We start from the raw sequence: 22,567 nt of genomic DNA on the forward strand, positions 1-22,567 counted from the left end.
ATTAGTCAATTTATAGGTCAATACCAAGAGTAAAAATAAATCCATATAAAACAATGAGTTACGCAAACTCGTTATGAAACACAGATTATCTAATCAGTTTTGTTTTGTTTAGAGAAGCCCGCTCCAAAACGACCTTCACAGACTTCAAGAAGATGAAAAATACCGCCGTCGTATTGCCTCCGAAATGCTCCTGAATATTTTAATTTCCCAGATTTCGTTTCACTGACTGCGAGTGACCCGCCAACGTCAACTCTCGTACCCGCTTCGTCTGGCGCTCTCATATAGCAAGCTCTGTCAGTAAAAATCTGTTTTGCACTCATTCCATGCATACAACACACAACGGCGTTATATCTATTCAGAAGCTGAATATAACGAGCTTTTCCAACAACTTGATATTTGTGTGGTTGATTGATACGACGGCGAATTTCTTTGTTTAAGAAAATGTGTAAATCATCCCAATTAAATCGCTTGTCAATTTTTAGATAGACGTGATCGTCATCAGTTTCTACTGTCTTATCAGTTATGACTTCAGGAATTGATGCTTCAAATAGATACCGATGATCTTTCCACCAGCTGTCAAAGCTGCGAACCAAGACCTCGTCTAAACTCCAATCCTTATAAAACTCCCGGTCTACAGTTAGATATTTTGTCTCACGAGGTACGTGAAACGTAGTTCGTCCACCTGCGCGCTTAGTGTAGGTATTCGGTTTGATTACAACTTCTATCTGCTTTTGTTCACATTCTAGAGCCAGTTTTAGATATAAAAACCACATTCTGTAATATTGAATAGCTTTGGGAAGACCTCCCGTTTCCCCGACGCGTGAAGAATAAGAACTATCCCGTCCTAGTTCTGGATAAATACCTCTCAGCTCACCTTTCTTAATCGGCTTTGAAAACTCAAGCTGAATATCGTTGATGGAATAGAACTTGTGTGTGTAGAGCGTTTCATAAGACGAAGCTTCGCTCAAAGGGATTAATTTTTTCATTTTTAAAGGGTAGCAAATTATATGTCGTGTAAATCTTTAAAATGATACCCCTTCCTGTTGGTGAGATAATACTCCTGTCTTTGAGGGGCGCACAACAATATGAAAAATATAAATATTTTTGTGAAAAAAGTATGTCCAGGGACTCCTCAAGATATAAATAAAAGTGGATAAAGATACAAACACCAGACCAACAAGGTCAGGTAGCAATGTCTTTGATACTCCGTAAACCCAATTTGTTTTGCTCAGTGTAATGAGTAATAGGATTAGTGTGTCTACATGAAAGAAATTAATAGGTTATTAGCTGAAACTTCTAAGAGTTATTTCATTGATGAGATGGAGAAAAAGCTTGTCGCTGAAGTGACTAAAGAATTTCATCAGGCTCTTGAACGTCATCCTGATGAGCATTCACTTTATGCTCTGACGCTCACCGCAAATGAATCATTCGTTCATAAAGAGGGAATATGGTTTGACGATGACGCTAGAAATGAACTGTGTAGTGATTATTACAGCTCGTTTATTCACCGACTTAGCAGTTATATATGCCCGAACTACAAGAGGAATACCTACGATAAGCAGCGAATTAAGTCTTGGGGCGTGATTGAACACATGTCACGTGAAGTCCGCGAGCTATGCGTTCCTCATATACATGCGACTCTTGCTATACACCATGATTGGCAAGATAAATTTCTTTCATGCTTTGAAGCAGAATCGTCTGGAGATTTCTTGTTACCGACATGTGCATTCAGAGAAAAATGTTTGACCAGTCTTAATAACGTAATTGGTAGCGTATGTATCAGAAAAATCACAGACGAATATCGTTGGAGCTCTTATTGTCTTAAGCAAGTGCAGTTAGGTTCAAACGATTCACAAGAAGCGTTAACTGCGCTTGTTTTCAATCATCCCGGAAGAAAGACCAAACTAACAGGCGGAGCATCCAATAATGCAGCTTACAAAACATGCAGCGCTACTAAAACTGAAGTCGCGTAACGCCATTGACGCTATTCACTTTTCAAGTGATGAAATCTTATCGGTCAGGCTAAAGGAAGCAAAAGAAACCCAAAAGCAGATAGAACGGCTGATTCGTCAAAATAAAAACTTAACAATCATTATCTTGGATTAGCCTGCAACTTAACAGAATAGGAGGTTTCATTAGTGGAAACTGACTCAAATGAATTGTTCAGAGAGGAAGTTCTTAAATACAAAGCGCTTCGTACAGCTCTATCTGCCGAAGAAGGGCTGAATGACACAGAGCGCGAGTGGTTGCTCTCAGTTGTTCGTCAAGAAAAATTGAATCGCCAAAAAATATTAGAACTATATTTGGCGTAGGAGAAAAAATGAAAATAAACCGAGAGCAAAAGCTCATAGCATATACTCTGAAGCTGGATGAGGGGTTATGGAGAGACATTGAGAAAGCCCGCACAAAAGGTGTCGGTCTGCTACATGCTGATGGCATCTCCAAGAAAAAATTTATTGAAACTGCAATAAGAGAATACATCGCGTATCTCAACTCGGAAGTATTCCCCAAGGTTGAGAAATTGAATAATGAAATTGAACCTCCCACTCCCTTCTTTTATCAGTCAGGTGTGGACATCAACTGGTAATGAAAACATTTAATCAACTTAGAATGCAGTTTGGTAATTCAGAGCGATTAGAGGAAAGAACTATCCGAACAGGGGCAGCTATAGCTTATGCTTCGCAAAGCAAAAAGCATGGGGATGCGGCTAACAAGCACTTTAATAATGCAAAAAGTTACCTGCACCGGAATAATGGTGATATTCCGGACCAGTTAAATAATGTCAGTAGAGCTTTGATTGAGATTTGTAATGGACTTCAAGAGCTTCGCAATCAGAGCGGAAGCATTACTGCGCTAGGGTTGTCTGTTGTGCTGTTGAGTAAAAGAAGAAAATCAAGGAGACGGTGATTTCTATTCTAAAACATACCAAGACGTACGGGAATACTCTAAAAAGTCGTGTGTCACATGTGCTTCACAGTGTGAAAAATCCGAAGTTTAATTAAGAGTTTAGAGCACTAACAATGATGTTGGATTTTCACATTGGTTTCACAGTCAAAAAAATACCTAATAAAAACAACAATTTAGGTATTTGATTTTGTTGAGTGGGAGTAAGTGCGTAAAGACCATTATCTTCAAAAGGTAATGGTCTGCCCCTCCCGGGCGCCGAACACATCCACCGTAGCGCCGACAATATCTGCATACTCTTCGCAGTGAGCGACGATTTCGTCGATTTCTTCATCGGTGCGATTGTGATCGTGACTGTATAGCGCCAGCTGTTTGGCATTGCAGGCCATGGCAAGCTTTATGGTTTCCTCTGCGACTGAGTGTCCCCAGCCGAGTTTGCGTGGCATATCCTGCTTCACATATTGCGCGTCGTGAATAAGCAGGTCGACATTTTGCGCGAAAGTCACCCACTCCTGAAAATCCGTGGCTTTTTCATACGGCGGATATAGCTCGTTATCAGTGATGTAGGCAATACTCGCACCATCCGCTTCGATCAGATAGGCACTGCCGCCGCCGGGGTGATTCATGGCGAAGCGGCTGACTTTAGCACTGTTCAGTGTCCAGCTGTCTGTACCCTGTGGCACGATATTGACTTTTACGTCTGACTGCAGGGTTTTATAGTCGACAGGGAACACACTGCCAGACATTTGCTTAAGCACGGCGTCTGGCTCATCGGCATCGGTCACGCCTGGGGTGATAATGATCTTTCTACCTTGCTGATAAATGGGTAAGAAAAACGGGAAACCCTGAATGTGATCCCAGTGATTGTGGGACAGTAACAGATGGATATCAGTGTGTTTTTTAAGCAACTCATGGCCGAGGTTTTTGATCCCCGTGCCCGCATCTAAAATAATATCAGTGCCATCATTCAGGACGATATGCGCACAAGCGGTGTTACCGCCATAGCGTACATACTCGGGACCTGGAGAAGGGATAGACCCTCTGACACCAAAAAATGTTAGTTGCATGTAATTTGCATTAGCCCGTAACGGCCATCAGTTCTATGACACTGCTACAAGCATAACGGCAAATACAACTTTTTACACCCTACAAAGCGATTGCCGAATAATATCCGGCAATCGGATCGCATACTTATGCAGTCAGGCCAAGCAAATCGGGCAGCGCAACGTCCAGATTATCAATATCAAGAAGCTGCTTTTCACCGCTGCGACGTGACTTATACTCCACCTGTTTGTTATCCAGATTGCGCTCACCGATCACGATGGTATGCGGGATACCAATCAACTCCATGTCATTGAACATCACGCCCGGACGCTCTTTACGATCGTCAAACAGCACATCAATACCCAGTGATTGCGCTTTGGCATAAATGGCTTCGGCGACTTCCTGAACGCGATGGGATTTGTGCATATTCATCGGGATGATGGCTAACGTGAAAGGGGCAATAGCGTCTGGCCAGATAATGCCGTATTTATCGTGGTTTTGCTCAATAGCCGCCGCGACAATGCGGGTAACGCCGATACCGTAACAACCCATAGTCAGGTTTTGATGCTTACCTGATTCGGTCAGTACGCCACAGTTCATGGCCTTAGAATATTTATCGCCGAGCTGGAAGATATGTCCTACTTCGATACCGCGTTTAATCTCCAGCACGCCGTTACCGTCAGGCGACGGATCGCCGGCCTCAACGTTACGAATATCGACAATATTGTCTGTCAACTCTGCCGGCCAGTTGGCGCCAGTAAAGTGGTAACCGTCATCATTCGCACCGCAAACGAAGTCGCTCAATATAGCCGCGCTGCGATCAATAAACACCGGACAAGGCAGGTCGATAGGACCGAGTGAGCCAACCGAACAATTGACCGCGTTGCGGATCTGCTCATCCGTGGCCATGGTCAGTGGGGCAAATACGCCGGGCAGCTTTTCCGCTTTAATGGCGTTGAGCTGATGATCGCCACGTACTACCAGTGCGACCAGACCTTGCTGGCCGTTTTCATCCGCCTCGCCAAGCACCAGCAAGGTTTTCACGCATTGTTCAGGCGTCACGTTTAGAAAGTCACATACTTCGTCAATGCTGTGCACCTCAGGTGTTGCCACCTTTTGCTGAGTAGCAGTGGCGTCAGCTTTGTTACCTAAAGTGACGGCTTCAGCCATCTCGACGTTGGCGGCATATTCCGACTCGGTACTGAAGGCAATGGCGTCCTCACCGGATTCGGCCAACACGTGAAATTCATGGGATGCACTGCCGCCAATTGAACCGGTATCAGCTATAACCGCGCGATACTCCAGCCCGATGCGATCAAAGATATTCGAATACGCCTGGTACATGGCCTGATAGGTCTCTTCCAGACTTTTCTGCGTCAGGTGAAATGAGTAAGCGTCTTTCATGATGAATTCGCGGCTGCGCATGATCCCAAAGCGAGGTCTCACTTCATCGCGAAATTTGGTTTGTATCTGGTACAGGTTGATAGGCAGTTGTTTATAACTGCTGATTTCGTTTCTGACGATCCCGGTGATCACTTCTTCGTGAGTCGGACCGAGTACAAAATCACGCTGGTGGCGGTCTTTTATGCGTAAAAGCTCGGGTCCGTATTCTTCCCATCTTCCTGACTCCTGCCACAAGTCGGCAGGCTGGACAACAGGCATAGACACTTCAATCGCGCCAGCTTTATTCATTTCCTCGCGTACGATAGCTGCCACGCGATTGACCACTCTCAGACCGGTTGGCAGCCAGTTATATAACCCGGATGCCAATTTTCTGATCATGCCGGCGCGAAGCATCAGCTGGTGGCTGACAACTTCCGCATCTGCGGGCGTTTCCTTTTGGGTAGACAGCAGGTATTGACTGGTACGCATTAGTGAGGAGTTTCCTGTGGTTAAATTTCAGCGGGCGACATTCTATCAGCACATCTGCGTGGGCTAAAGCAACAAACGCGCTCTAATCGTTAGGTGTAATGCTGATCACGACATTGCAGTTATCTTTTACCACCCAGCGAACATCATGATTGTACAGACTTACACCATATTCCCGGTCGTCCTGAGATGCTTTTCGGTAGGCGGGGCGGGGATCTTGTCCCAGCACATTGCATATAAGATCTTGCGCGTCTGCAAAGGTTTTACACAATTTGTGCAGCTGCGCACTGGCGTGGTCTGTAAATACAGTGGGAATGTGTTCAGGCGGGGTTTGTGCAAAACCGCCACTCGCTTCGCTGATGGCGTCGGCATAGGGAATATAAGGCTTGATATCAATAATGGGGGTACCGTTGAGCAGGTCTACTCCCTGTACATGAATGACAGGGCGCCCGTTACGGTGGTCGATATGGCACAACTTCACTGCTGACATGCCTAATCCGTTGGGACGGTGGGTGCTGCGACTGGCAAATACCCCTATGCGCTGATTGCCTCCAAGGCGCGGGGGTCTTACTGTCGGCGTCCAGCCTTTTTCGACGGTGTGGTGAAACTGAAACAGCAACCACAGGTGGCTGAACTGCTCCAATCCCCGGCAGGTGTTAGGGTCGGCGTAGTCATCAGCAAAATGAATAATGCCCCGTGCACAGCTGAGCGCATTGGCCTGTCGTGGAATGGCAAATTTCTGGTCAAACGGCGTCGATATGTGGCCGATGGGTTGAATGCTAATTGTCACGGTGTATCTTGGAACTTGCCTGATGCGCTATTGTCGATGATTAGCAATAAGATTCACAAACATTTTGTCGTTTGTCGATTTTATACTTATTGAAATTGCGGATTAGGGCACTATATCCATACCCACGCAGATGTAACCAGGACATGCCCTGGTTTAATTAAACGCTAACAACCTCTGAATCATAACGGGAATACTATGATCTCGGTAAAAAATCTGTCTAAGTCTTTCGGTGAATTTGTCGCCGTGGACAATCTGAGTTTTGATATCAGGCCCGGCGACGTAGTGGGATTTCTTGGCCCCAACGGCGCTGGTAAGTCGACTACGATGAAAATGCTGACCGGATTTCTCAACCCTTCAGCCGGCGAGATACGGGTTGCCGATATGGCGATTGATCAGTCTGCTAAGCAGATACAGGAAAAAATCGGTTACCTGCCTGAAGGCGCACCTGCCTATGGTGATATGACACCGCTGCAGTTTCTGAACTTTATTGCTGAAGTGAGAGGCCTCAAGGGGGAAGAAAAACAAAAGCGCATTGCTGATGTGGTGGCTAAGGTCGAATTGCATAGCGTGCTCGACAGACCGATTGAAAACCTGTCGAAAGGCTTCAAACGCCGGGTGGGGCTAGCTCAGGCGATTATTCATGACCCTGATATCCTGATTATGGACGAGCCGACTGATGGCCTGGATCCCAATCAAAAGCATCAGGTGCGAGAGCTCATTCGCCATCTGGCGAAAGACAAAATTGTGATCATCTCAACACATATTCTCGAAGAAGTGACCGCAGTGTGTAACCGGGTGATGATTATTGCCCAAGGCAAATTGCTGTTTGATAGTACGCCTGATGCACTGCTACAGAAATCCCGCTACTACCGCGCGGTGTCGCTACGACTCAGCTATAGCGCCGACATTACCGGTCTGGCTGAGCTGGATGGGGTGGCCGATATGCAGGTCGAGCAGGAAAGCGGCCAGGTGACGTTATTTCCAGAGCCCGGCAAAGAGATCCTGCATCATGTCACAGAACATGTGCAGCGACACAAATTACCGGTGGATACATTATTTATTGAACAAGGTAGGCTGGACGAAGTGTTTAGAGAGATTACGCAGGAGGGACAGCGCTAATGAACATGACCAGTATTGTTTTCAAACGAGAATTTTCCAGTTTCTTTGCCACCCCAGTGGCCTATGTATTTATCGCCATCTTTTTAATTTTATCCGGCATTTTTAGCTTTTTTATCGGTGGACTGTTTGAACGGGGTCAGGCTGACTTGCTGCCGTTCTTTAACTTTCACCCCTGGCTATATCTGTTTCTGGTTCCGGCCATTGCCATGCGCAGTTGGTCTGAGGAGCGTAAGTCAGGCACCATTGAGCTGTTGATGACACTGCCCATCACGACCTGGCAAGCTACCTTAGGAAAGTTCCTGGCGGCATGGCTGGTACTGGGTCTGGCACTGACACTGACCTTCCCTTTATGGTTAACGGTGAACTATCTGGGCAATCCGGATAACGGCATTATCATTGCGGCGTATCTGGCCAGCTGGCTGATGTCTGGCGCCTTTCTGGCAATCTCAATGTGCATGTCAGCGCTCACAAAAAATCAGGTTGTCGCTTTCATTCTGGCAATCGTGGTGTGCTTCCTGTTTGTCGTCAGCGGCAGCAATATTGTGCTGGATGCGTTTCAGGATTGGGCGCCTTCAGTGCTGCTCGACACCATCGCCTCGTTTAGTTTCCTGACCCATTTTGAATCGATGGCCAAAGGTGTGCTGGCAGCCAATGACGTAGTGTACTTTTTACTGGTGATGGCAACCTGGCTGTATGCCGGCTTGCTGATCATTGAGCAAAAGAAGGCGGACTAAGAATGAATAATAAAACAATCGCTTGGTTTGGCGGTCTGCTTTTGGCCGTATTGTTTTTTGCCCTGGTATTTTTGAATAACCAGTTTCTTGATGGCGTGCGACTGGATTTGACTGAGAATCAGGTTTACTCACTGTCATCTGGCAGCGAACAAATCCTCAATGAGATTGACGAACCTATCAATCTGTACTTTTTCTTCTCTGATGATGCATCTAAAGGGATGACCAGTTTACGCAATTATGCGAACAGAGTTGAAAGTCTGTTGCAGGAATACAGCAAAGCCGCTGACGGCAAGATTCGTCTGCATCTGATCGACCCTGAGCCTTTCTCTGAGGCAGAGGACCAGGCCACAGAGTTCGGCCTGACAGCAGCGACAATAGGACCAGCTGGCGATGCTATTTATCTTGGACTGGCAGGCACAAATGCGCTGGATGACCAGCTCACTATTGGCTTCTTTGACCCACAGAAAGAGAGCTTTCTGGAATATGAAGTCAGCAAGTTGATTTACCAGCTCACCGATCCTGAGCCGGTGCGCGTTACATTACTGACTGACCTATCGCTGTCTGGCGGGCAAAATCCGATGACCGGACGTTTTGACCCACCCATGACGTTCTTCACTCAGTTGCAACAGCTTTATGAGGTACAGCAGATTGGCAGCGATGCCGCAGAACTACCTCAGGAAACTGATGTACTGATCCTGGTTCACCCACAAAACCTGAGCGAGTCATTACTCTATGATATCGACCAGTATGCTATGCAGGGCGGTCGTGTGCTGGCCTTTGTTGACCCGCATTACGAATCAGACCAGATGGCGATGATGGGAGGAATGGGACCCAATGCCTCAGACCTCGGTAACCTGTTATCCGGCTGGGGGGTAGACCTCGACCTGAGTAATATTGTGCTAGATGCGCAAGCTGGACTGGATATTCGTACTCAGGCTGGTGGCGTTACCCGACACTTTGGTTTCCTTGGACTAGCAGCTGAGCAGCTGGATCGTGACGATGTCACCAGTGCCAGCCTGGAGATTATCAATGGAGCAAGTTTCGGTCATCTTAGCAAGCAAGCTGACAGCGTAGTGGAATTCACGCCGCTGATCGTATCGACCGAGAATACTGACATGATGGATGCATCAGCCTATGCCATGATGCGTGACCCAGAAGAATTGTCGCGTAGCTACCAGAACAGCAACACGGTATATACGCTGGCAGCACGTTTGTCAGGCGGTGCCAATTCAGCGTTTGAAAGTGCCCCGGGTGAACTCGCTGAGGGGGTTGAGCATATCCAGCAGACTGGTGAGCTCAACGTCATCGTGGTTGCCGATGTTGATATGCTGGCTGACCGTTTCTGGGTACAACAGGCAAACTTCTTCGGCCAGACAATATTCACGCCGTTTGCTAACAATGGTGACTTTTTTACTAACGCGGTAGAGAACCTGGGCGGCAACAATGCGCTAATCAGCGTTCGCAGTCGTGGTACTTTTGCCCGTCCATTCACCGTTGTTCAACAGCTGGAAGTCGCCGCTGAGCAGGCTTTCCGTGAACAGGAGCAGGTACTGCAACAGCAGCTCAGTGACACCGAAGCACAGCTTGCACAATTGCAGGGACAGCCGGGCGAGGGCGGCGCGCTGGTATTATCAGATGAGCAGCAGGCGGCCATTGATGCCTTTATCCAGAAGCGTATCGATATTCGCAAAGAGCTGCGCGAAGTGCGTTATCAGCTCGATAAGGATATTGATGCACTGGGAAATCTGATTAAGTTCATCAATATTGCCGCTGCACCGATTATCCTGGTACTGCTTTTGATGGGACTGGCCCGTTTAACTCGTCTGCGTGCGGGAAATATGGGGGAGAATAAAGCATGAGTAACCGATTAACCTGGTTATTATTAGCAACCATTGTTGCTGTCGCGGCAGGCACCTACGTTATTTTTCAGCAGCAACCTGAACAGACGCAGTCAGAACAACTGATGGGCGACTTTAGACAAAACGCGCAACAGCTGGATGAAATTCGTATTGCCGATGCCAATGGCATCATTCTGCATGCCAAGCAAAAGAATGGCCAATGGCAATCCATTGCTCAGTCATCCAATGGCTTCCCGGTCGCTGAACAAAAATTGTCTGAACTTCTGCAAGGGCTGCTTGATGCGAAACTGTATGAAATGAAAACCGCACGGGCGGAAAACTATGCCCGTCTTGGCGTTGAAGGACTCGATGCGCAAGACAGTCAGTCAGTGCGCATCGAATTGACCGCAGGTAACGCCTACTGGCATCTGTTGGTAGGCAATCGTGCCAGCAATGGCAGCGGTCATTTTGTACGACAACCACAAAAGCTGCAGAGCTGGCTGCTTGATCGTACATTATCGTTGCCTGAGGACAGCGTAGACTGGTTACAACAGCCTATCTGGTCTGTTGAGCCTGAAACGATAACTCGCATCGAACGTGCCGGAGATCAAGGTTGGGTGTTGGAACGCACAGAGGAAGGCGGTTTTGCCTTGCAGAACATGCCAGCCAATCGAGAGCTTGTATACGATTCGGTGCTTGACGGTGTCAGCTCAACATTGGCGTCATTGCGATTTACCGAGCTTGCTGTGTTTGAACCCGCAATGTGGCAGACTTACACGCTGCAATCATCGCTTAACGTTAGCCTTTCTGATGGGCAGTCAGTCACCGTTGAGGTTGCCACAGACGATGCAGAAAATCACTTTTTGCAGCTGACCTCGGCAACTGGCAATGAATACTGGCAGCAATGGCAGTACACCATCAGCTCATTCACTGCTCAGCAGTTGAGTAAATCAATAGAAGATTTTTTGGCCGAGCCAGTCGAGCAAGGTAGCGACGATACACAAGCTAACTAATCATCAAAACAGGCGCGTAGTAAGGTTTGAAGATGCTGCGCGCCAAGCTCTCTGGCTTTTTTAATATTCGTCTCTGGAATGCGTTCCGGCTCTAAATAACGATCCAGTACGTCACTTAATTGCCGCTCTCGCAGCACATGTAATATGGGATAGGGTGCACGGTTAGTGTAATTCGCTGCATCGTCTTCATCACAGTCGGCAAACACATAGTCCGGATGGAAAGAGGCGAGCTGGTAGACGCCCCGATAACCACTCTGCTCAAGTAACTGCTCTGCGATACTCAGTACATCTAAATAATCATCGAAGTAGTCAAAACCTTCGCAAAGCACCAATAAACTGGTCGCAATCTGCGGATCGTTATCAAGTAGGTAGATCTCCTCAAGCAGAGCATGCAGTACGTCTTTAGTACCGGTCATCTTGACCAGGGCAGTACGCACACGTTGGCTGACGATTTCTTTTTTGGCGAAAGGACAAAAATTTAGCCCCACGACAACATCGTCCAGCCAGCGATTGATAGCCTTGCGAATGTTGTCGTCAGAATGCAAAAAGATCGCCTCAGGAATGAAATTTAACGTAGGCTTCGAGGGTATTTTCAATCAGCGTCGCGACGGTCATGGGCCCGACACCACCTGGTACAGGTGTGATCCAACCGGCTCTCTCGACCGCCGTATCAAAATCGACGTCACCGACCAGATTGCCTTTGTCGTTGCGGTTGATGCCAACATCAATCACTATCGCACCGGGCTTGATCCACTCTCCCGGAATAAACTTCGGTTTACCAACCGCTACCACGAGCAAATCAGCGCGCTCGACATGGGCACGTAACTCGCGGGTAAATTTGTGACATGTTGTTACCGTGCAGCCTGCCAGCAACAGCTCCAGTGACATCGGGCGGCCAACAATGTTTGATGCACCAACGATGACTGCATCCATGCCTTTAATTGGCCGCTTGGTGGACTCAATCAGCGTCATAATGCCCTTCGGCGTGCAGGGCCTTAGCGAAGGCATACGCTGAGCCAATCTGCCGATGTTGTATGGATGAAAGCCGTCGACGTCTTTATGCGGATGAATGCGTTCCAATATCTGCTCGGCATTCAGTCCGGCTGGCAAGGGCAACTGAACCAGAATCCCATCGATTGTCGGGTCATTATTTAGGTCATCCACCAAACCCAGCAGCTCTTCCTGAGTGACAGAAGGAGGCAGGTCAAATGACTTGTCAACGAAGCCGACTTCTTCGCAGGCCTTACGCTTGTTTTTCACATAAACCTGCGATGCAGGATCACCGCCAACCAGGATCACCGCCAGACCGGGGGCCCGTTTTCCTGAGCGAATGAGTGATTCAACATGGGTGGCAACGTTTTGTCGGACTTGACGTGCGATGAGCTTTCCGTCGATCTGTAGTGCTGACATGAGGCAGATTGATTGAAGTAGTGGACAATGGGGTATTGTCCCACAAGGTTTAGCGTTGATTCAATTACAAGGTGTTCGGTCGAGGAATTGAGCGATAATTGTTGAACAAATGTACGCCTGTAATTCCGTACTGCTGCAAAAATCGGCAAGTAAAAAAAATGCCCTGAAAAAGTGTTTGACGAGGGTAGGGAAACTCTTTAATATGCGCCCCCCGTAGCGGTACAGAGATGTACACACGTTACGGCACAAAGTGAAATTCGGTGAGTGGCGCAGCTTGGTAGCGCACTTGGTTTGGGTCCAAGGGGTCGCAGGTTCAAATCCTGTCTCACCGACCACTTCACTTGACGTCGGATTCGCCGAGCGTCCGTAGCTCAGCTGGATAGAGCAACGGCCTTCTAAGCCGTGGGTCGCAGGTTCGAATCCTGCCGGACGCGCCAGCGACGGACAGGAATAGAACCGTTATGTGTCAGCACATAATACAGGTCCACCGTAGTAAGCGAATCAACGTATCCGAATTGTTGTAGTTTAACGATTTGCACCATTTCTATGGTGGGCGTAGCTCAGTTGGTAGAGCCCCGGATTGTGATTCCGGTTGTCGTGGGTTCAAATCCCATCGTCCACCCCATTTTCTCTTCTCCCTATAAATCAGCACTTTTTTCTGTTCGGTTGTGTGTTTCTGGCATTCACAAGCGCTGTTGGGTGTGTATTTTCTTCATAAGCGCTCGACTCACATTTATACAACCTGTATAATCCGGCGTCCTTTAAAAGCAATCCGCCTAAAACAAGCGCCCGGGCGCGTCCAATTTGAGGTAATAAAATGCAAGTTTCAATCGAGACGACTCAAGGTCTAGAACGCCGTCTTACGATTACCGTCCCCGCTGAATCAGTTGACACTGCGGTAAAAGGCCGTCTCCAGCAGTTGGCTAAGACACAGCGCATCAATGGCTTCCGCCCCGGTAAAGTCCCTGTTAGCGTTATCAAAAAGCGTTTCGGCGAAGCCGTACGTCAGGAAGTCGCTGGCGATGTGATGCAACGTAACTTCTACGAAGCGATCGTTCAGGAAAAAATTACACCTGCAGGCATGCCGAGCTTTGAACTCACTAAAGATAAAGACGGTGAAGATTTAGAGTTTGTCGCTAAATTCGAAATCTACCCAGAAGTCGAGTTGAAAGACCTGGATAAGATCGAAGTAGAAAAACCCGTTGTTGAAATCTCTGATAAAGACCTCGATAACATGCTGGAAACGCTGCGTAAACAGCATGCAAGCTGGAAAGAAGCAAAGCGCAAAGCGAAGAAAGACGACCGTGTGACCATCGACTTCGTTGGTACTATCGACGGAGAAGAGTTCGACGGTGGTAAAGCGGAAGACTTCCCCCTGGAACTGGGCAAAGATCGCATGATCCCCGGTTTCGAAGACCCAATCGTTGGTCTTAAAAAAGGTGAAGAAGTGGTCGCAGAGGTGACGTTCCCTGAAGATTACCACGCAGAAGCGTTAAAGGGTAAAGAAGCCAAGTTTGCCATCACAGTTAAGAAGGTAGAGGGACAAGCTCTGCCTAAACTGGACGAAGAATTTGCCAAGCAGTTCGGTATCGAAGACGGTGACGTTGAAAAGCTGAAAGCAGAAGTACGCAAAAACATGCAGCGCGAGCTTGATCAAACGTTAAAGTCAAACGTGAAAGAGCAGGTTATTGCTGGTCTTCTTGAAAAGAATGCGATTGACCTGCCACAAGCGCTGGTCGAGCAGGAAGTTAATCAACTTCGCGAACAGGCGAAGCAGCGTTTCTCTCAGCAGAGTGGTAAAGATGTACCTGACCTGCCTGCTGACCTGTTTGAAGACAACGCCAAGCGTCGCGTATCGGTCGGTTTGTTGCTCGGTGAAGTGATCAAGCAAAACGAGCTTAAGCCGGACGAAAAAGCGGTTAACGAGCTGATTGAAAGTATGGCTTCAGCATACGAAGATCCGCAGGAAGTAATCGACTACTACAAGTCAAATCAGGAAATGATGCAGCAGATGCAAAACGTTGCGCTTGAAGACCAGGCTATCGAATGGGTACTAACTCAGGCCAAGGTTAACGAGGTGTCAAAAGCGTTTGACGATATCATGAACAAAAAGGCGTAAATGCGCCCAAGCTGATTGACTTCACGGGTCAGCTACTGATTAAATGCTCGGGTATCCCCCGAGCATTTTTTTTGGAACATCATCATTTCTATGAGTCATTCATTACTAGATCCACAAAGTGCCTTGGTACCAATGGTCGTTGAGCAGACCGCCAAGGGTGAACGTTCATATGATATCTATTCGCGTTTATTAAAAGAAAACGTCATATTTCTGGTCGGTCAGGTTGAAGATCATATGGCCAACCTTATCGTCGCACAGATGCTTTTTTTGGAAGCGGAAAATCCAGAAAAGGATATTTTTCTGTATATAAACTCACCAGGTGGTTCTGTGACTGCCGGGATGGCGATTTATGACACCATGAAGTTTATCAAGCCGGACGTCAGCACCGTGTGTGTAGGTCAGGCTGCCAGCATGGGAGCATTCCTGCTGTCCGGTGGTGCCAAAGGTAAGCGCTATTGTTTACCCAACGCCAGAGTGATGATCCACCAGCCATTAGGTGGTTTTCAGGGGCAGGCTTCCGATTTTGAGATTCATGCTCGTGAAATTTTGTCGATAAAAGAAAAGCTGAACAGATTATTATCAGAACATACTGGTCAGCCTTATGAAAAAGTCGCGCAAGATACAGACAGAGATAACTTTCTGTCGGCGACAGAGGCAAAAGAGTATGGTCTAATCGATCAGGTACTCACTAGCCGCCTGGATGCGGTAACTAACTAGCAATTAAGTTGAGAAGTAACACATTTGGGTCAACACTGTAGTAGTGAAATCTGAATCCCGAATGTTGTAATGAGGCAAGTGTAGATGACTGATAAACAAGGCAGCGACGGCGACAACAAATTGCTCTATTGCTCGTTCTGTGGCAAAAGTCAGCATGAAGTGCGCAAGTTGATCGCGGGTCCTTCGGTATTCATTTGTGATGAGTGCGTTGAGTTGTGTAACGACATCATCAGAGAAGAAGTCAAAGAAATTGCGCCGAAGCAGAAGCAGGACGCGCTACCCAGACCGCATGAAATCCATCGTCACCTAGATGACTATGTCATCGGTCAGGAACATGCGAAAAAAGTACTATCCGTTGCGGTATATAACCATTATAAGCGGCTCAGAAACGGCGATGTGCATGACGGCGTTGAGCTGGGCAAAAGTAATATTCTGTTAATCGGCCCCACCGGTAGTGGTAAGACATTGCTGGCCGAAACGCTGGCACGTCTGTTGGATGTACCCTTTACTATGGCCGATGCCACGACGCTGACTGAAGCCGGTTATGTCGGGGAAGACGTCGAAAACATCATTCAAAAGCTGCTGCAGAAATGCGATTACGACGTTGAGAAAGCGCAGCGCGGCATTGTGTATATCGACGAGATAGACAAAATCAGCCGTAAGTCAGATAACCCGTCAATCACGCGGGACGTATCCGGTGAAGGCGTGCAGCAGGCACTGCTTAAACTGATTGAAGGTACGGTCGCATCGGTACCTCCTCAAGGTGGTCGCAAGCACCCTCAGCAGGAATTCCTGCAGGTGGATACCTCTAAGATCCTGTTTGTCTGTGGCGGCGCATTTGCAGGTTTGGATAAGGTCATCGAGCAACGTGCTCAAACCGGCACAGGCATCGGTTTTGGTGCTGAAGTGAAGAACAGCAGCAATCGCGAAGCGCTCAGTGAGTTATTCAAAAAGGTCGAGCCGGAAGATTTGGTCAAGTATGGCCTGATCCCTGAGTTCATTGGACGTTTGCCGGTGGTAACCTGTCTTGAGGAGCTCAACGAAGATGCGCTGATCCAGATTTTGCGTGAACCCAAGAACGCTATCACTAAACAGTATGCAGCGTTATTTGCGATGGAAGACACAGAGCTTGAATTCCGTGATGATGCTCTGCATGCAATAGCGCGCAAGGCAATGCAGCGCAAAACCGGCGCTCGTGGACTGCGTTCAATCGTTGAGGCGGTGTTATTGGACATCATGTACGACTTACCGTCGATGACAGACGTAAGTAAGGTGGTCATTGACGAAACGGTGATCAAGGGAGAGTCCAAGCCCATTCTCATTTACGATAACAGCAGCGATAAAAAAGCTGCTTCAGAGTAATATCCAAAGAGGCCCGCACGGGCCTCTTTCCGTTAGCGTCAACAGACGCAATTTTTGAGTCGTGTAATCTGCTGATTGAACTTTGACGGCTCAGCCCCATATACAACCTAATTCGGACAGGCTAAAGAGAAAAGTATGAGCAAAGAGCAACAGGCTCAGCAATCTGAAAGCGGTGCACACCAGGCTGAAATGCCGGTGTTGGCGCTGCGCGATGTTGTGGTATATCCGCATATGGTCATCCCGCTGTTTGTCGGCAGGGAAAAATCAATCCGCTGTCTTGAAGCAGCAATGGAGAATGACAAGCAAATTTGTCTGGTCGCACAAAAAGACGCAGGCGTGGACGAACCTACCACTGACGACATTTATCAAGTGGGTACCATCGCCACCATTCTGCAGCTCTTGAAGCTACCTGATGGCACAGTAAAAGTGTTGGTCGAGGGTAGCGTAAGAGGTCAGGTAGAGAAGTTTTTGCAAACTGAAGAGTATTTCGTCGGTCTGGTCAATAGTCAGGACGATGTGCCTCTGCCAGAGCAGGAGCAGGAAGTCCTGATCCGGTCGGCTATCTCACAGTTTGAAGGTTACGTAAAACTCAACAAGAAGATACCACCGGAAGTCTTAACCTCGTTAAGTGGTATCGAAGACGCCGCTCGTCTGGCTGATACGATGGCTGCACATATGCCTCTCAAATTAACCGAGAAGCAAAAAGTGCTGGAAATGCTCGACGTTAACGAACGCATTGAATATCTGATGGCGCTGATGGAAGGCGAAATCGATCTGCTGCAGGTAGAAAAGAAAATTCGCACTCGCGTCAAAAAGCAGATGGAGAAAAGTCAGCGAGAATACTATCTGAATGAGCAGATGAAAGCGATTCAGAAAGAATTGGGCGAGTTAGACGAAGCACCAGATGAGTTCGAAACGCTGAAGAAAAAAATCGCCGATGCCAAAATGCCTCAGGAAGCCAGAGAAAAGGCCGAGGCCGAACTGCAAAAGCTGAAAATGATGTCGCCAATGTCGGCTGAAGCGACGGTGGTGCGCAGCTATATCGATTGGCTGACCAACGTGCCATGGACGAAGCGTAGTGCGGTTAAAAAAGATTTGGCTAAGGCAGAGCAGATTCTGGATGCCGACCACTATGGTCTGGAGAAGGTCAAAGAACGCATCATTGAATATCTGGCCGTGCAACAGCGCGTGAAGAAGCTTAAAGGGCCAATTTTGTGTCTTGTTGGTCCGCCAGGCGTGGGTAAAACATCATTGGGGCAATCTGTTGCTAAGGCAACGGGGCGTAAATACGTGCGTATGGCACTTGGCGGCGTGCGCGATGAAGCCGAGATCAGAGGGCACCGTCGTACTTATATTGGTTCTTTGCCGGGTAAGTTGATCCAAAAAATGGCTAAGGTAGGCGTGAAAAATCCGCTGTTCCTGCTCGATGAAATTGACAAAATGTCATCCGATATGCGCGGCGATCCTGCTTCTGCGCTGTTGGAAGTATTAGATCCAGAGCAAAATAGCTCGTTCAGCGATCACTACCTGGAAGTCGATTATGATCTGTCCGATGTCATGTTCGTCGCGACATCAAACAGCATGAATATTCCGGGTCCTTTGTTAGACAGAATGGAAGTAATTCGTCTGGCCGGCTACACCGAAGATGAGAAGCTGAACATTGCCAAACGTCATCTGATCGGCAAGCAGATGGAGCGAAATGGACTGAAGAAAGGTGAGCTGGATATACAGGAATCGGCCATCATCGGTATTATTCGTTATTACACCCGTGAAGCTGGGGTGCGGAGTCTGGAACGTGAAATTTCCAAGATCTGTCGCAAGGCGGTCAAGCAAATTCTGTTAAAAAGCTCTACGCAACAGGTGGTTGTCACACAGGACAATCTTAAAGAATTTCTTGGTGTACAGCGCCATGATTATGGCAAAGCCGATAAGAACAACCAGATTGGTCAAGTTACCGGACTAGCGTGGACTCAGGTTGGCGGAGACCTGCTGACTATCGAGACCACTGCGGTACCAGGTAAAGGTAAAACAACCTTCACTGGCTCGCTTGGCGACGTCATGCAGGAGTCCATCAAAACGGCAATGACAGTCGTGCGTAGTCGCGCCGACAAGTTGCGCATCAATGCCGATTTTTATGAGAAGCGCGATATCCACGTGCACGTCCCTGAGGGCGCTACGCCTAAAGACGGCCCTAGTGCAGGTATTGCCATGTGTACGGCTCTGGTGTCCTGTCTGACCGGCAATCCTGTGCGATGTGAAGTGGCCATGACCGGCGAAATCACCCTGCGAGGCGAAGTGTTGGCAATCGGCGGCCTGAAAGAGAAGCTGCTTGCGGCACATCGTGGTGGCATTACCACGGTTGTTATTCCTAAGGATAACGAGAGAGATTTGGAGGAAATTCCAGACAACGTGAAGCAGGACTTAGCAATCCATCCTGTGCAGTGGATTGATGAAGTACTGGAAATCGCACTTCAGGAGCCGCCTGAAGGTTTTGCACCAGTGAAGTCAGATCTGGCCAGTTAATTGCACGCATATTGTGCGTAAAGCCCACGTCCTGTGGGCTTTTGCGCCAAGTTGGTTAAAAATTGTTCTGATTAACTAAAAAAACACATTTTTTTAGATTTAGGGGCTTCCAAGTCTGCATAGTTGTGGTAGCCTTTAAACCAGATTCGCTCTCTCATTGCACTTGTGTCAAGGCTTCCAGCCATTGACGGTAAAGGGGTGGCGGCGATTCACACGAAGTTAAAAAATTGTAAATCTTAGCTTGAAGTTAAATTTCAAGCTTGTTATAACGGTCGCGCACAATAACATTGCGTGCCACGCAATATAATAACAATTGAAGGGGATCATATTGTGAACAAGTCTCAACTCATCGATACAATTGCTGCGAGTGCAGACATTTCTAAGGCGGCTGCGGGTAGAGCACTTGACGCCTTTACTGACGCAGTAACTGCAGCGTTGAAGGATGGTGACCAAGTTGCACTTGTCGGTTTCGGTACATTTTCTGTTCGCGAACGCTCAGCTCGTAGCGGTCGTAACCCACAGACTGGTGAGACAATTCAAATCTCAGCTGCAAAAGTACCTTCTTTTAAAGCTGGTAAAGCACTAAAGGATGCCTGTAACTAAGACCCATGTCTTAATTACGTCCTAACATGAAAGAGGCGATGCATGCATCGCCTTTTTTGTTTCTGTTTGCCGCGTAATAATCTGAGCATGACGCGCTCAGCACTCGATTCCTTAGGGGTTCCTCGATGGTATTAAAGGGCTTGCCGAGATGGTAATAGGGCCCTCGCATACGCTATAATCCCGCGACAAAAATTTTACCACCCACTGGCAAACATTCGTACGGAGTTATTAAACGATAATGTTGGAACAAATCAGAGAAGGCTCGAAGGGTTTTTGGGCATTGGCAGTGCTTGGGCTCGTGATATTGAGCTTTATTTTTACCGGCGTTGGCGGATACCTTACTGCTTCCGGTAACGATGCAGCAGCAGAAGTAAACGGTGAGCCGATTCCTTTATCCGAGTTGGAGCGAGCCTATCAGAATGAGCGGGCCAGAATGGAATCGCAGTTTGGTGAGAGCTTTGCGGCACTGTTTGCCGAGGAAGATTATCTTGCGACGTTCCGGGCTGGCGTATTGGATAGACTGATCGCCGATAAACTGCTGGAGCAATATGCGGCTGATGCCGGAATGCGTGTCAGTGATGAGCAGATCCGTGATGCCATTTTGCAAATGCCAGAATTTCAATTGGGCGGTCAGTTCAATAATGAGAGATACCTGGCAATTTTACGTCAGGCAGGTTATCAGCCTAGCGCATTCAGAGATTATTTACGTGCGCAAATGACCCGTGAGCAGGTGGCAAGAGCGGTGGCAGCCAGTGAGTTTACGTTGCCTGGTGAGGCAAAACGTGCCCACGCACTTGAACAGCAGACTCGCGATGCACGATTTGTCATCGTGCCTGCGGATCCGTTTGCAGCATCGGTGGACGTATCTGATGAAGAACGTAATGCCTACTATCAGAACAATATCAGTCAGTTTGATACTCAGGAACAGGTGAGCCTGGCGTTTGTTGAACTGCGCGCTGACGACCTGAAACCGAATCAAACGGTTTCAGAGCAGGAAGTTGAAGAGTATTACCAACTTAACGGTGCAGAATTCCGCACTGATGAGGAGCGCCGTGTATCACATATTCTGGTTGAATTTGGTGAAGATGAAGACGCTGCGCAGTCTGAAGCTGAAGCATTGTTGCAACGTATCACTGCTGGTGAAGATTTTGCTGACGTAGCTGCTGCTGAATCAGATGACACCTTCAGTGCCGAAAATGGCGGTGACCTGGAATGGTTGACAGAAGGCATGATGGATCCTGCGTTCGAAGCGGCAGCGTTTGCATTGTCAAACGTGGGTGATATCACTGACGTCGTGCGCAGTGAGTTTGGTTTTCACATTATCAAACTGACTGACCTGAAACCCGAACAGATCACGCCGCTTGAAGAGGTGGCCGCAGAGCTGCGCGAGCGCATTGTGACCAACAAAGCGGTAGAAGAGTTCTATAACATTCAGCAGCGCATGGCTGAGGTCGCATTTGAAGTGCCGGATAGCCTTAACGAAGTGGCTGCGGTTGCAAACAAAGAGATCCAGACTACGCCTCTGTTCTCAAGACAATCCCCACCCAATCAGGTGAATAACCCGTTATTGCTGTCCGCGGCATTTTCTGATGACGTGCTGGAAGGTGGCCTGAACAGCGATCTGATTGAACTTGACGATGAGCATGTGATTGTTATCCGCGTGGTAGAGCATAAGCCACAGCGTACACGCACATTGGATGAGGTGTCAGAGAAAATTACCGCCACGCTTATCGCAGAAAAAGCGCAGCAGGCCGCCAAAACCTGGGCTCAGGAGCTTAAAGCCAAGCTTGATGAACAGCAGGACGTCGGCGAACTGCTGCAACAGCAGTCTCTCGAGTGGCAGGAACAAAGTGCTGTCGCGCGCTATTCAGGACAGCTGCCGCCAAACCTCAGTGAAGCATTGTTCACGCTTGCGCCGGGTGCAGGACAAGATACTCAGGTCGTTGAACTTGGCTCTGGCGATGTGGGACTGGTGCAGGTCACTGCCGTTAATCAGGCTGATATGCCGCAGGATGATGCGCTGGCGTCACTGCAGCAGCGTTTAGCCTCTAGCCGCAGTCAGGCTTTGTATAGCGACATGATCGACTCAATGCGCTCGCGCGCGGATGTAAGAGTGTTCAACTAAGCATCAGAGAGTTGTCAAAAAGGAGCGATTATCGCTCCTTTTTTGTGTCTGATGACCCGTCCTAAATAGCGTTGACACTTTTCCAACCTTTTTTGGAGAGTGTAATGCATTCAATAAATAGACGAACTCAGCGTGATTATTCCCTCGCTTTTAAATTGGCAGTTGTTGATCAGGTAGAAAAGGGAGAGTTGACGTATCAACAAGCTCAATACAAGTATGGTATTCAGGGTAGTTCGACAGTTTTAGTTTGGCTTCGCAGGCATGGTCGTCTAGATTGGTCCTTAGGCACACCCAGGTTTTTTAAACGGGGAGCAACCATGAGCGAGCAAGAAACAGAGTTGACGCCGGAACAACGTATTAAACAGCTCGAACAACAGTTGGCCGACACGAAAATGAA

Annotated in this window: 20 protein-coding genes, 3 tRNA genes and 1 pseudogene; 18 read left to right on the plus strand and 6 right to left on the minus strand. The window is 48.0% G+C overall.

Annotated features, from left to right (window positions below; all coding sequences use genetic code 11):
• Window positions 1-89 precede the first annotated feature (89 nt).
• Window positions 90-986, minus strand: coding sequence for a hypothetical protein (locus tag G441_RS0115755; protein ID WP_026377248.1), 897 nt, complete (start codon window positions 984-986; stop codon window positions 90-92).
• Between the two features lie 276 nt (window positions 987-1,262).
• Here G441_RS0115755 and G441_RS0115760 point away from each other — a divergent pair, with 276 nt between their 5' ends.
• The 4 genes from G441_RS0115760 to G441_RS0115775 all read left to right on the plus strand — a co-directional run bounded on the left by G441_RS0115760 (window position 1,263) and on the right by G441_RS0115775 (window position 2,907).
• On the plus strand, window positions 1,263-1,973 hold the full coding sequence (locus tag G441_RS0115760) for a hypothetical protein (protein WP_026377249.1): 711 nt from the start codon (window positions 1,263-1,265) through the stop codon (window positions 1,971-1,973).
• A gap of 165 nt (window positions 1,974-2,138) precedes the next feature.
• Window positions 2,139-2,312 carry a hypothetical protein gene (locus tag G441_RS19725; protein ID WP_156896395.1) on the plus strand — a complete coding sequence of 58 codons (174 nt, stop codon included), beginning with the start codon at window positions 2,139-2,141 and terminating at the stop codon, window positions 2,310-2,312.
• Between the two features lie 8 nt (window positions 2,313-2,320).
• The gene (locus G441_RS0115770; RefSeq protein ID WP_026377250.1) at window positions 2,321-2,587 is read left to right on the plus strand and encodes a hypothetical protein; all 267 of its coding nucleotides are present in this window, start codon (window positions 2,321-2,323) and stop codon (window positions 2,585-2,587) included.
• Window positions 2,587-2,907, plus strand: coding sequence for a hypothetical protein (locus G441_RS0115775; protein ID WP_026377251.1), 321 nt, complete (start codon window positions 2,587-2,589; stop codon window positions 2,905-2,907). The genes G441_RS0115770 and G441_RS0115775 overlap by 1 nt, the downstream gene beginning before the upstream one ends.
• Before the next feature lie 224 nt (window positions 2,908-3,131).
• Here G441_RS0115775 and G441_RS0115780 read toward each other — a convergent pair whose 3' ends face one another.
• The 3 genes from G441_RS0115780 to tsaA all read right to left on the minus strand — a co-directional run bounded on the left by G441_RS0115780 (window position 3,132) and on the right by tsaA (window position 6,607).
• Complete coding sequence (locus tag G441_RS0115780) at window positions 3,132-3,971, minus strand: MBL fold metallo-hydrolase (RefSeq protein ID WP_026377252.1); 840 nt, start codon at window positions 3,969-3,971, stop codon at window positions 3,132-3,134.
• A gap of 124 nt (window positions 3,972-4,095) precedes the next feature.
• Window positions 4,096-5,820 carry a proline--tRNA ligase gene (locus G441_RS0115785; RefSeq protein ID WP_026377253.1) on the minus strand — a complete coding sequence of 575 codons (1,725 nt, stop codon included), beginning with the start codon at window positions 5,818-5,820 and terminating at the stop codon, window positions 4,096-4,098.
• Between the two features lie 82 nt (window positions 5,821-5,902).
• Complete coding sequence (tsaA, locus tag G441_RS0115790) at window positions 5,903-6,607, minus strand: tRNA (N6-threonylcarbamoyladenosine(37)-N6)-methyltransferase TrmO (RefSeq protein WP_026377254.1); 705 nt, start codon at window positions 6,605-6,607, stop codon at window positions 5,903-5,905.
• Between the two features lie 195 nt (window positions 6,608-6,802).
• Here tsaA and G441_RS0115795 point away from each other — a divergent pair, with 195 nt between their 5' ends.
• From G441_RS0115795 to G441_RS0115810, 4 genes are read left to right on the plus strand one after another with little or no spacing between them, the layout of a single operon-like run.
• Entirely contained in the window at window positions 6,803-7,726 is a 924-nt protein-coding gene (locus G441_RS0115795) for an ABC transporter ATP-binding protein (RefSeq protein ID WP_026377255.1), read from the plus strand.
• The gene (locus G441_RS0115800) at window positions 7,726-8,460 is read left to right on the plus strand and encodes an ABC transporter permease subunit (protein ID WP_026377256.1); all 735 of its coding nucleotides are present in this window, start codon (window positions 7,726-7,728) and stop codon (window positions 8,458-8,460) included. Before G441_RS0115795 ends, G441_RS0115800 begins: the two co-directional genes overlap by 1 nt.
• Before the next feature lie 2 nt (window positions 8,461-8,462).
• Window positions 8,463-10,319 carry a GldG family protein gene (locus G441_RS0115805; RefSeq protein WP_026377257.1) on the plus strand — a complete coding sequence of 619 codons (1,857 nt, stop codon included), beginning with the start codon at window positions 8,463-8,465 and terminating at the stop codon, window positions 10,317-10,319.
• Entirely contained in the window at window positions 10,316-11,311 is a 996-nt protein-coding gene (locus G441_RS0115810; protein WP_026377258.1) for a DUF4340 domain-containing protein, read from the plus strand. Before G441_RS0115805 ends, G441_RS0115810 begins: the two co-directional genes overlap by 4 nt.
• On the opposite strand, the gene G441_RS0115815 is transcribed toward G441_RS0115810, so the two are convergent.
• Both G441_RS0115815 and folD read right to left on the minus strand, forming a co-directional pair.
• Complete coding sequence (locus G441_RS0115815) at window positions 11,308-11,856, minus strand: DUF1415 domain-containing protein (RefSeq protein ID WP_026377259.1); 549 nt, start codon at window positions 11,854-11,856, stop codon at window positions 11,308-11,310. The two genes, G441_RS0115810 and G441_RS0115815, sit on opposite strands and share 4 nt — an antisense overlap.
• Window positions 11,857-11,866: 10 nt before the next feature.
• On the minus strand, window positions 11,867-12,721 hold the full coding sequence (gene folD, locus G441_RS0115820; protein WP_026377260.1) for a bifunctional methylenetetrahydrofolate dehydrogenase/methenyltetrahydrofolate cyclohydrolase FolD: 855 nt from the start codon (window positions 12,719-12,721) through the stop codon (window positions 11,867-11,869).
• A gap of 258 nt (window positions 12,722-12,979) precedes the next feature.
• Between folD and G441_RS0115825 the strand changes: the two genes are divergently transcribed.
• From G441_RS0115825 to G441_RS0115870, 10 genes and pseudogenes are all read left to right on the plus strand, one after another.
• Window positions 12,980-13,056: transfer RNA gene (locus tag G441_RS0115825), tRNA-Pro, on the plus strand.
• 25 nt (window positions 13,057-13,081) lie between these two features.
• Window positions 13,082-13,158: transfer RNA gene (locus G441_RS0115830), tRNA-Arg, on the plus strand.
• A 112-nt stretch (window positions 13,159-13,270) separates the two neighbouring features.
• Window positions 13,271-13,346: transfer RNA gene (locus tag G441_RS0115835), tRNA-His, on the plus strand.
• 192 nt (window positions 13,347-13,538) lie between these two features.
• The gene (tig, locus tag G441_RS0115840) at window positions 13,539-14,840 is read left to right on the plus strand and encodes a trigger factor (RefSeq protein WP_026377261.1); all 1,302 of its coding nucleotides are present in this window, start codon (window positions 13,539-13,541) and stop codon (window positions 14,838-14,840) included.
• Window positions 14,841-14,930: 90 nt separating this feature from the next.
• Complete coding sequence (gene clpP / locus G441_RS0115845; RefSeq protein ID WP_026377262.1) at window positions 14,931-15,557, plus strand: ATP-dependent Clp endopeptidase proteolytic subunit ClpP; 627 nt, start codon at window positions 14,931-14,933, stop codon at window positions 15,555-15,557.
• 84 nt (window positions 15,558-15,641) lie between these two features.
• The gene (gene clpX / locus G441_RS0115850; RefSeq protein WP_026377263.1) at window positions 15,642-16,919 is read left to right on the plus strand and encodes an ATP-dependent protease ATP-binding subunit ClpX; all 1,278 of its coding nucleotides are present in this window, start codon (window positions 15,642-15,644) and stop codon (window positions 16,917-16,919) included.
• A 135-nt stretch (window positions 16,920-17,054) separates the two neighbouring features.
• Window positions 17,055-19,442 (plus strand): endopeptidase La, encoded by a 2,388-nt coding sequence (gene lon / locus G441_RS0115855; protein WP_051275661.1) that lies wholly within the window; start codon window positions 17,055-17,057, stop codon window positions 19,440-19,442.
• Window positions 19,443-19,772: 330 nt separating this feature from the next.
• Complete coding sequence (locus G441_RS0115860) at window positions 19,773-20,045, plus strand: HU family DNA-binding protein (protein ID WP_026377265.1); 273 nt, start codon at window positions 19,773-19,775, stop codon at window positions 20,043-20,045.
• 238 nt (window positions 20,046-20,283) lie between these two features.
• Complete coding sequence (locus G441_RS0115865) at window positions 20,284-22,170, plus strand: SurA N-terminal domain-containing protein (protein ID WP_026377266.1); 1,887 nt, start codon at window positions 20,284-20,286, stop codon at window positions 22,168-22,170.
• 104 nt (window positions 22,171-22,274) lie between these two features.
• A pseudogene (locus tag G441_RS0115870) lies at window positions 22,275-22,567 on the plus strand (IS3 family transposase); the annotation flags it as partial.

This window comes from Aestuariibacter salexigens DSM 15300 (genome assembly GCF_000429145.1).
Lineage (GTDB): Bacteria > Pseudomonadota > Gammaproteobacteria > Enterobacterales > Alteromonadaceae > Aestuariibacter > Aestuariibacter salexigens.

What these genes read in the sequence shown, in the direction of transcription:
- G441_RS0115755 (WP_026377248.1), bottom strand. Translation starts at nt 986, where the DNA reads ATGAAAAAATTAATCCCTTTGAGCGAAGCTTCGTCTTATGAAACGCTC.
- G441_RS0115760 (WP_026377249.1), top strand. Translation starts at nt 1,263, where the DNA reads ATGAAAGAAATTAATAGGTTATTAGCTGAAACTTCTAAGAGTTATTTC.
- G441_RS0115770 (WP_026377250.1), top strand. Translation starts at nt 2,321, where the DNA reads ATGAAAATAAACCGAGAGCAAAAGCTCATAGCATATACTCTGAAGCTG.
- G441_RS0115775 (WP_026377251.1), top strand. Translation starts at nt 2,587, where the DNA reads ATGAAAACATTTAATCAACTTAGAATGCAGTTTGGTAATTCAGAGCGA.
- G441_RS0115780 (WP_026377252.1), bottom strand. Translation starts at nt 3,971, where the DNA reads ATGCAACTAACATTTTTTGGTGTCAGAGGGTCTATCCCTTCTCCAGGT.
- G441_RS0115785 (WP_026377253.1), bottom strand. Translation starts at nt 5,820, where the DNA reads ATGCGTACCAGTCAATACCTGCTGTCTACCCAAAAGGAAACGCCCGCA.
- G441_RS0115795 (WP_026377255.1), top strand. Translation starts at nt 6,803, where the DNA reads ATGATCTCGGTAAAAAATCTGTCTAAGTCTTTCGGTGAATTTGTCGCC.
- G441_RS0115800 (WP_026377256.1), top strand. Translation starts at nt 7,726, where the DNA reads ATGAACATGACCAGTATTGTTTTCAAACGAGAATTTTCCAGTTTCTTT.
- G441_RS0115805 (WP_026377257.1), top strand. Translation starts at nt 8,463, where the DNA reads ATGAATAATAAAACAATCGCTTGGTTTGGCGGTCTGCTTTTGGCCGTA.
- G441_RS0115810 (WP_026377258.1), top strand. Translation starts at nt 10,316, where the DNA reads ATGAGTAACCGATTAACCTGGTTATTATTAGCAACCATTGTTGCTGTC.
- folD (WP_026377260.1), bottom strand. Translation starts at nt 12,721, where the DNA reads ATGTCAGCACTACAGATCGACGGAAAGCTCATCGCACGTCAAGTCCGA.
- tig (WP_026377261.1), top strand. Translation starts at nt 13,539, where the DNA reads ATGCAAGTTTCAATCGAGACGACTCAAGGTCTAGAACGCCGTCTTACG.
- clpP (WP_026377262.1), top strand. Translation starts at nt 14,931, where the DNA reads ATGAGTCATTCATTACTAGATCCACAAAGTGCCTTGGTACCAATGGTC.
- clpX (WP_026377263.1), top strand. Translation starts at nt 15,642, where the DNA reads ATGACTGATAAACAAGGCAGCGACGGCGACAACAAATTGCTCTATTGC.
- lon (WP_051275661.1), top strand. Translation starts at nt 17,055, where the DNA reads ATGAGCAAAGAGCAACAGGCTCAGCAATCTGAAAGCGGTGCACACCAG.
- G441_RS0115865 (WP_026377266.1), top strand. Translation starts at nt 20,284, where the DNA reads ATGTTGGAACAAATCAGAGAAGGCTCGAAGGGTTTTTGGGCATTGGCA.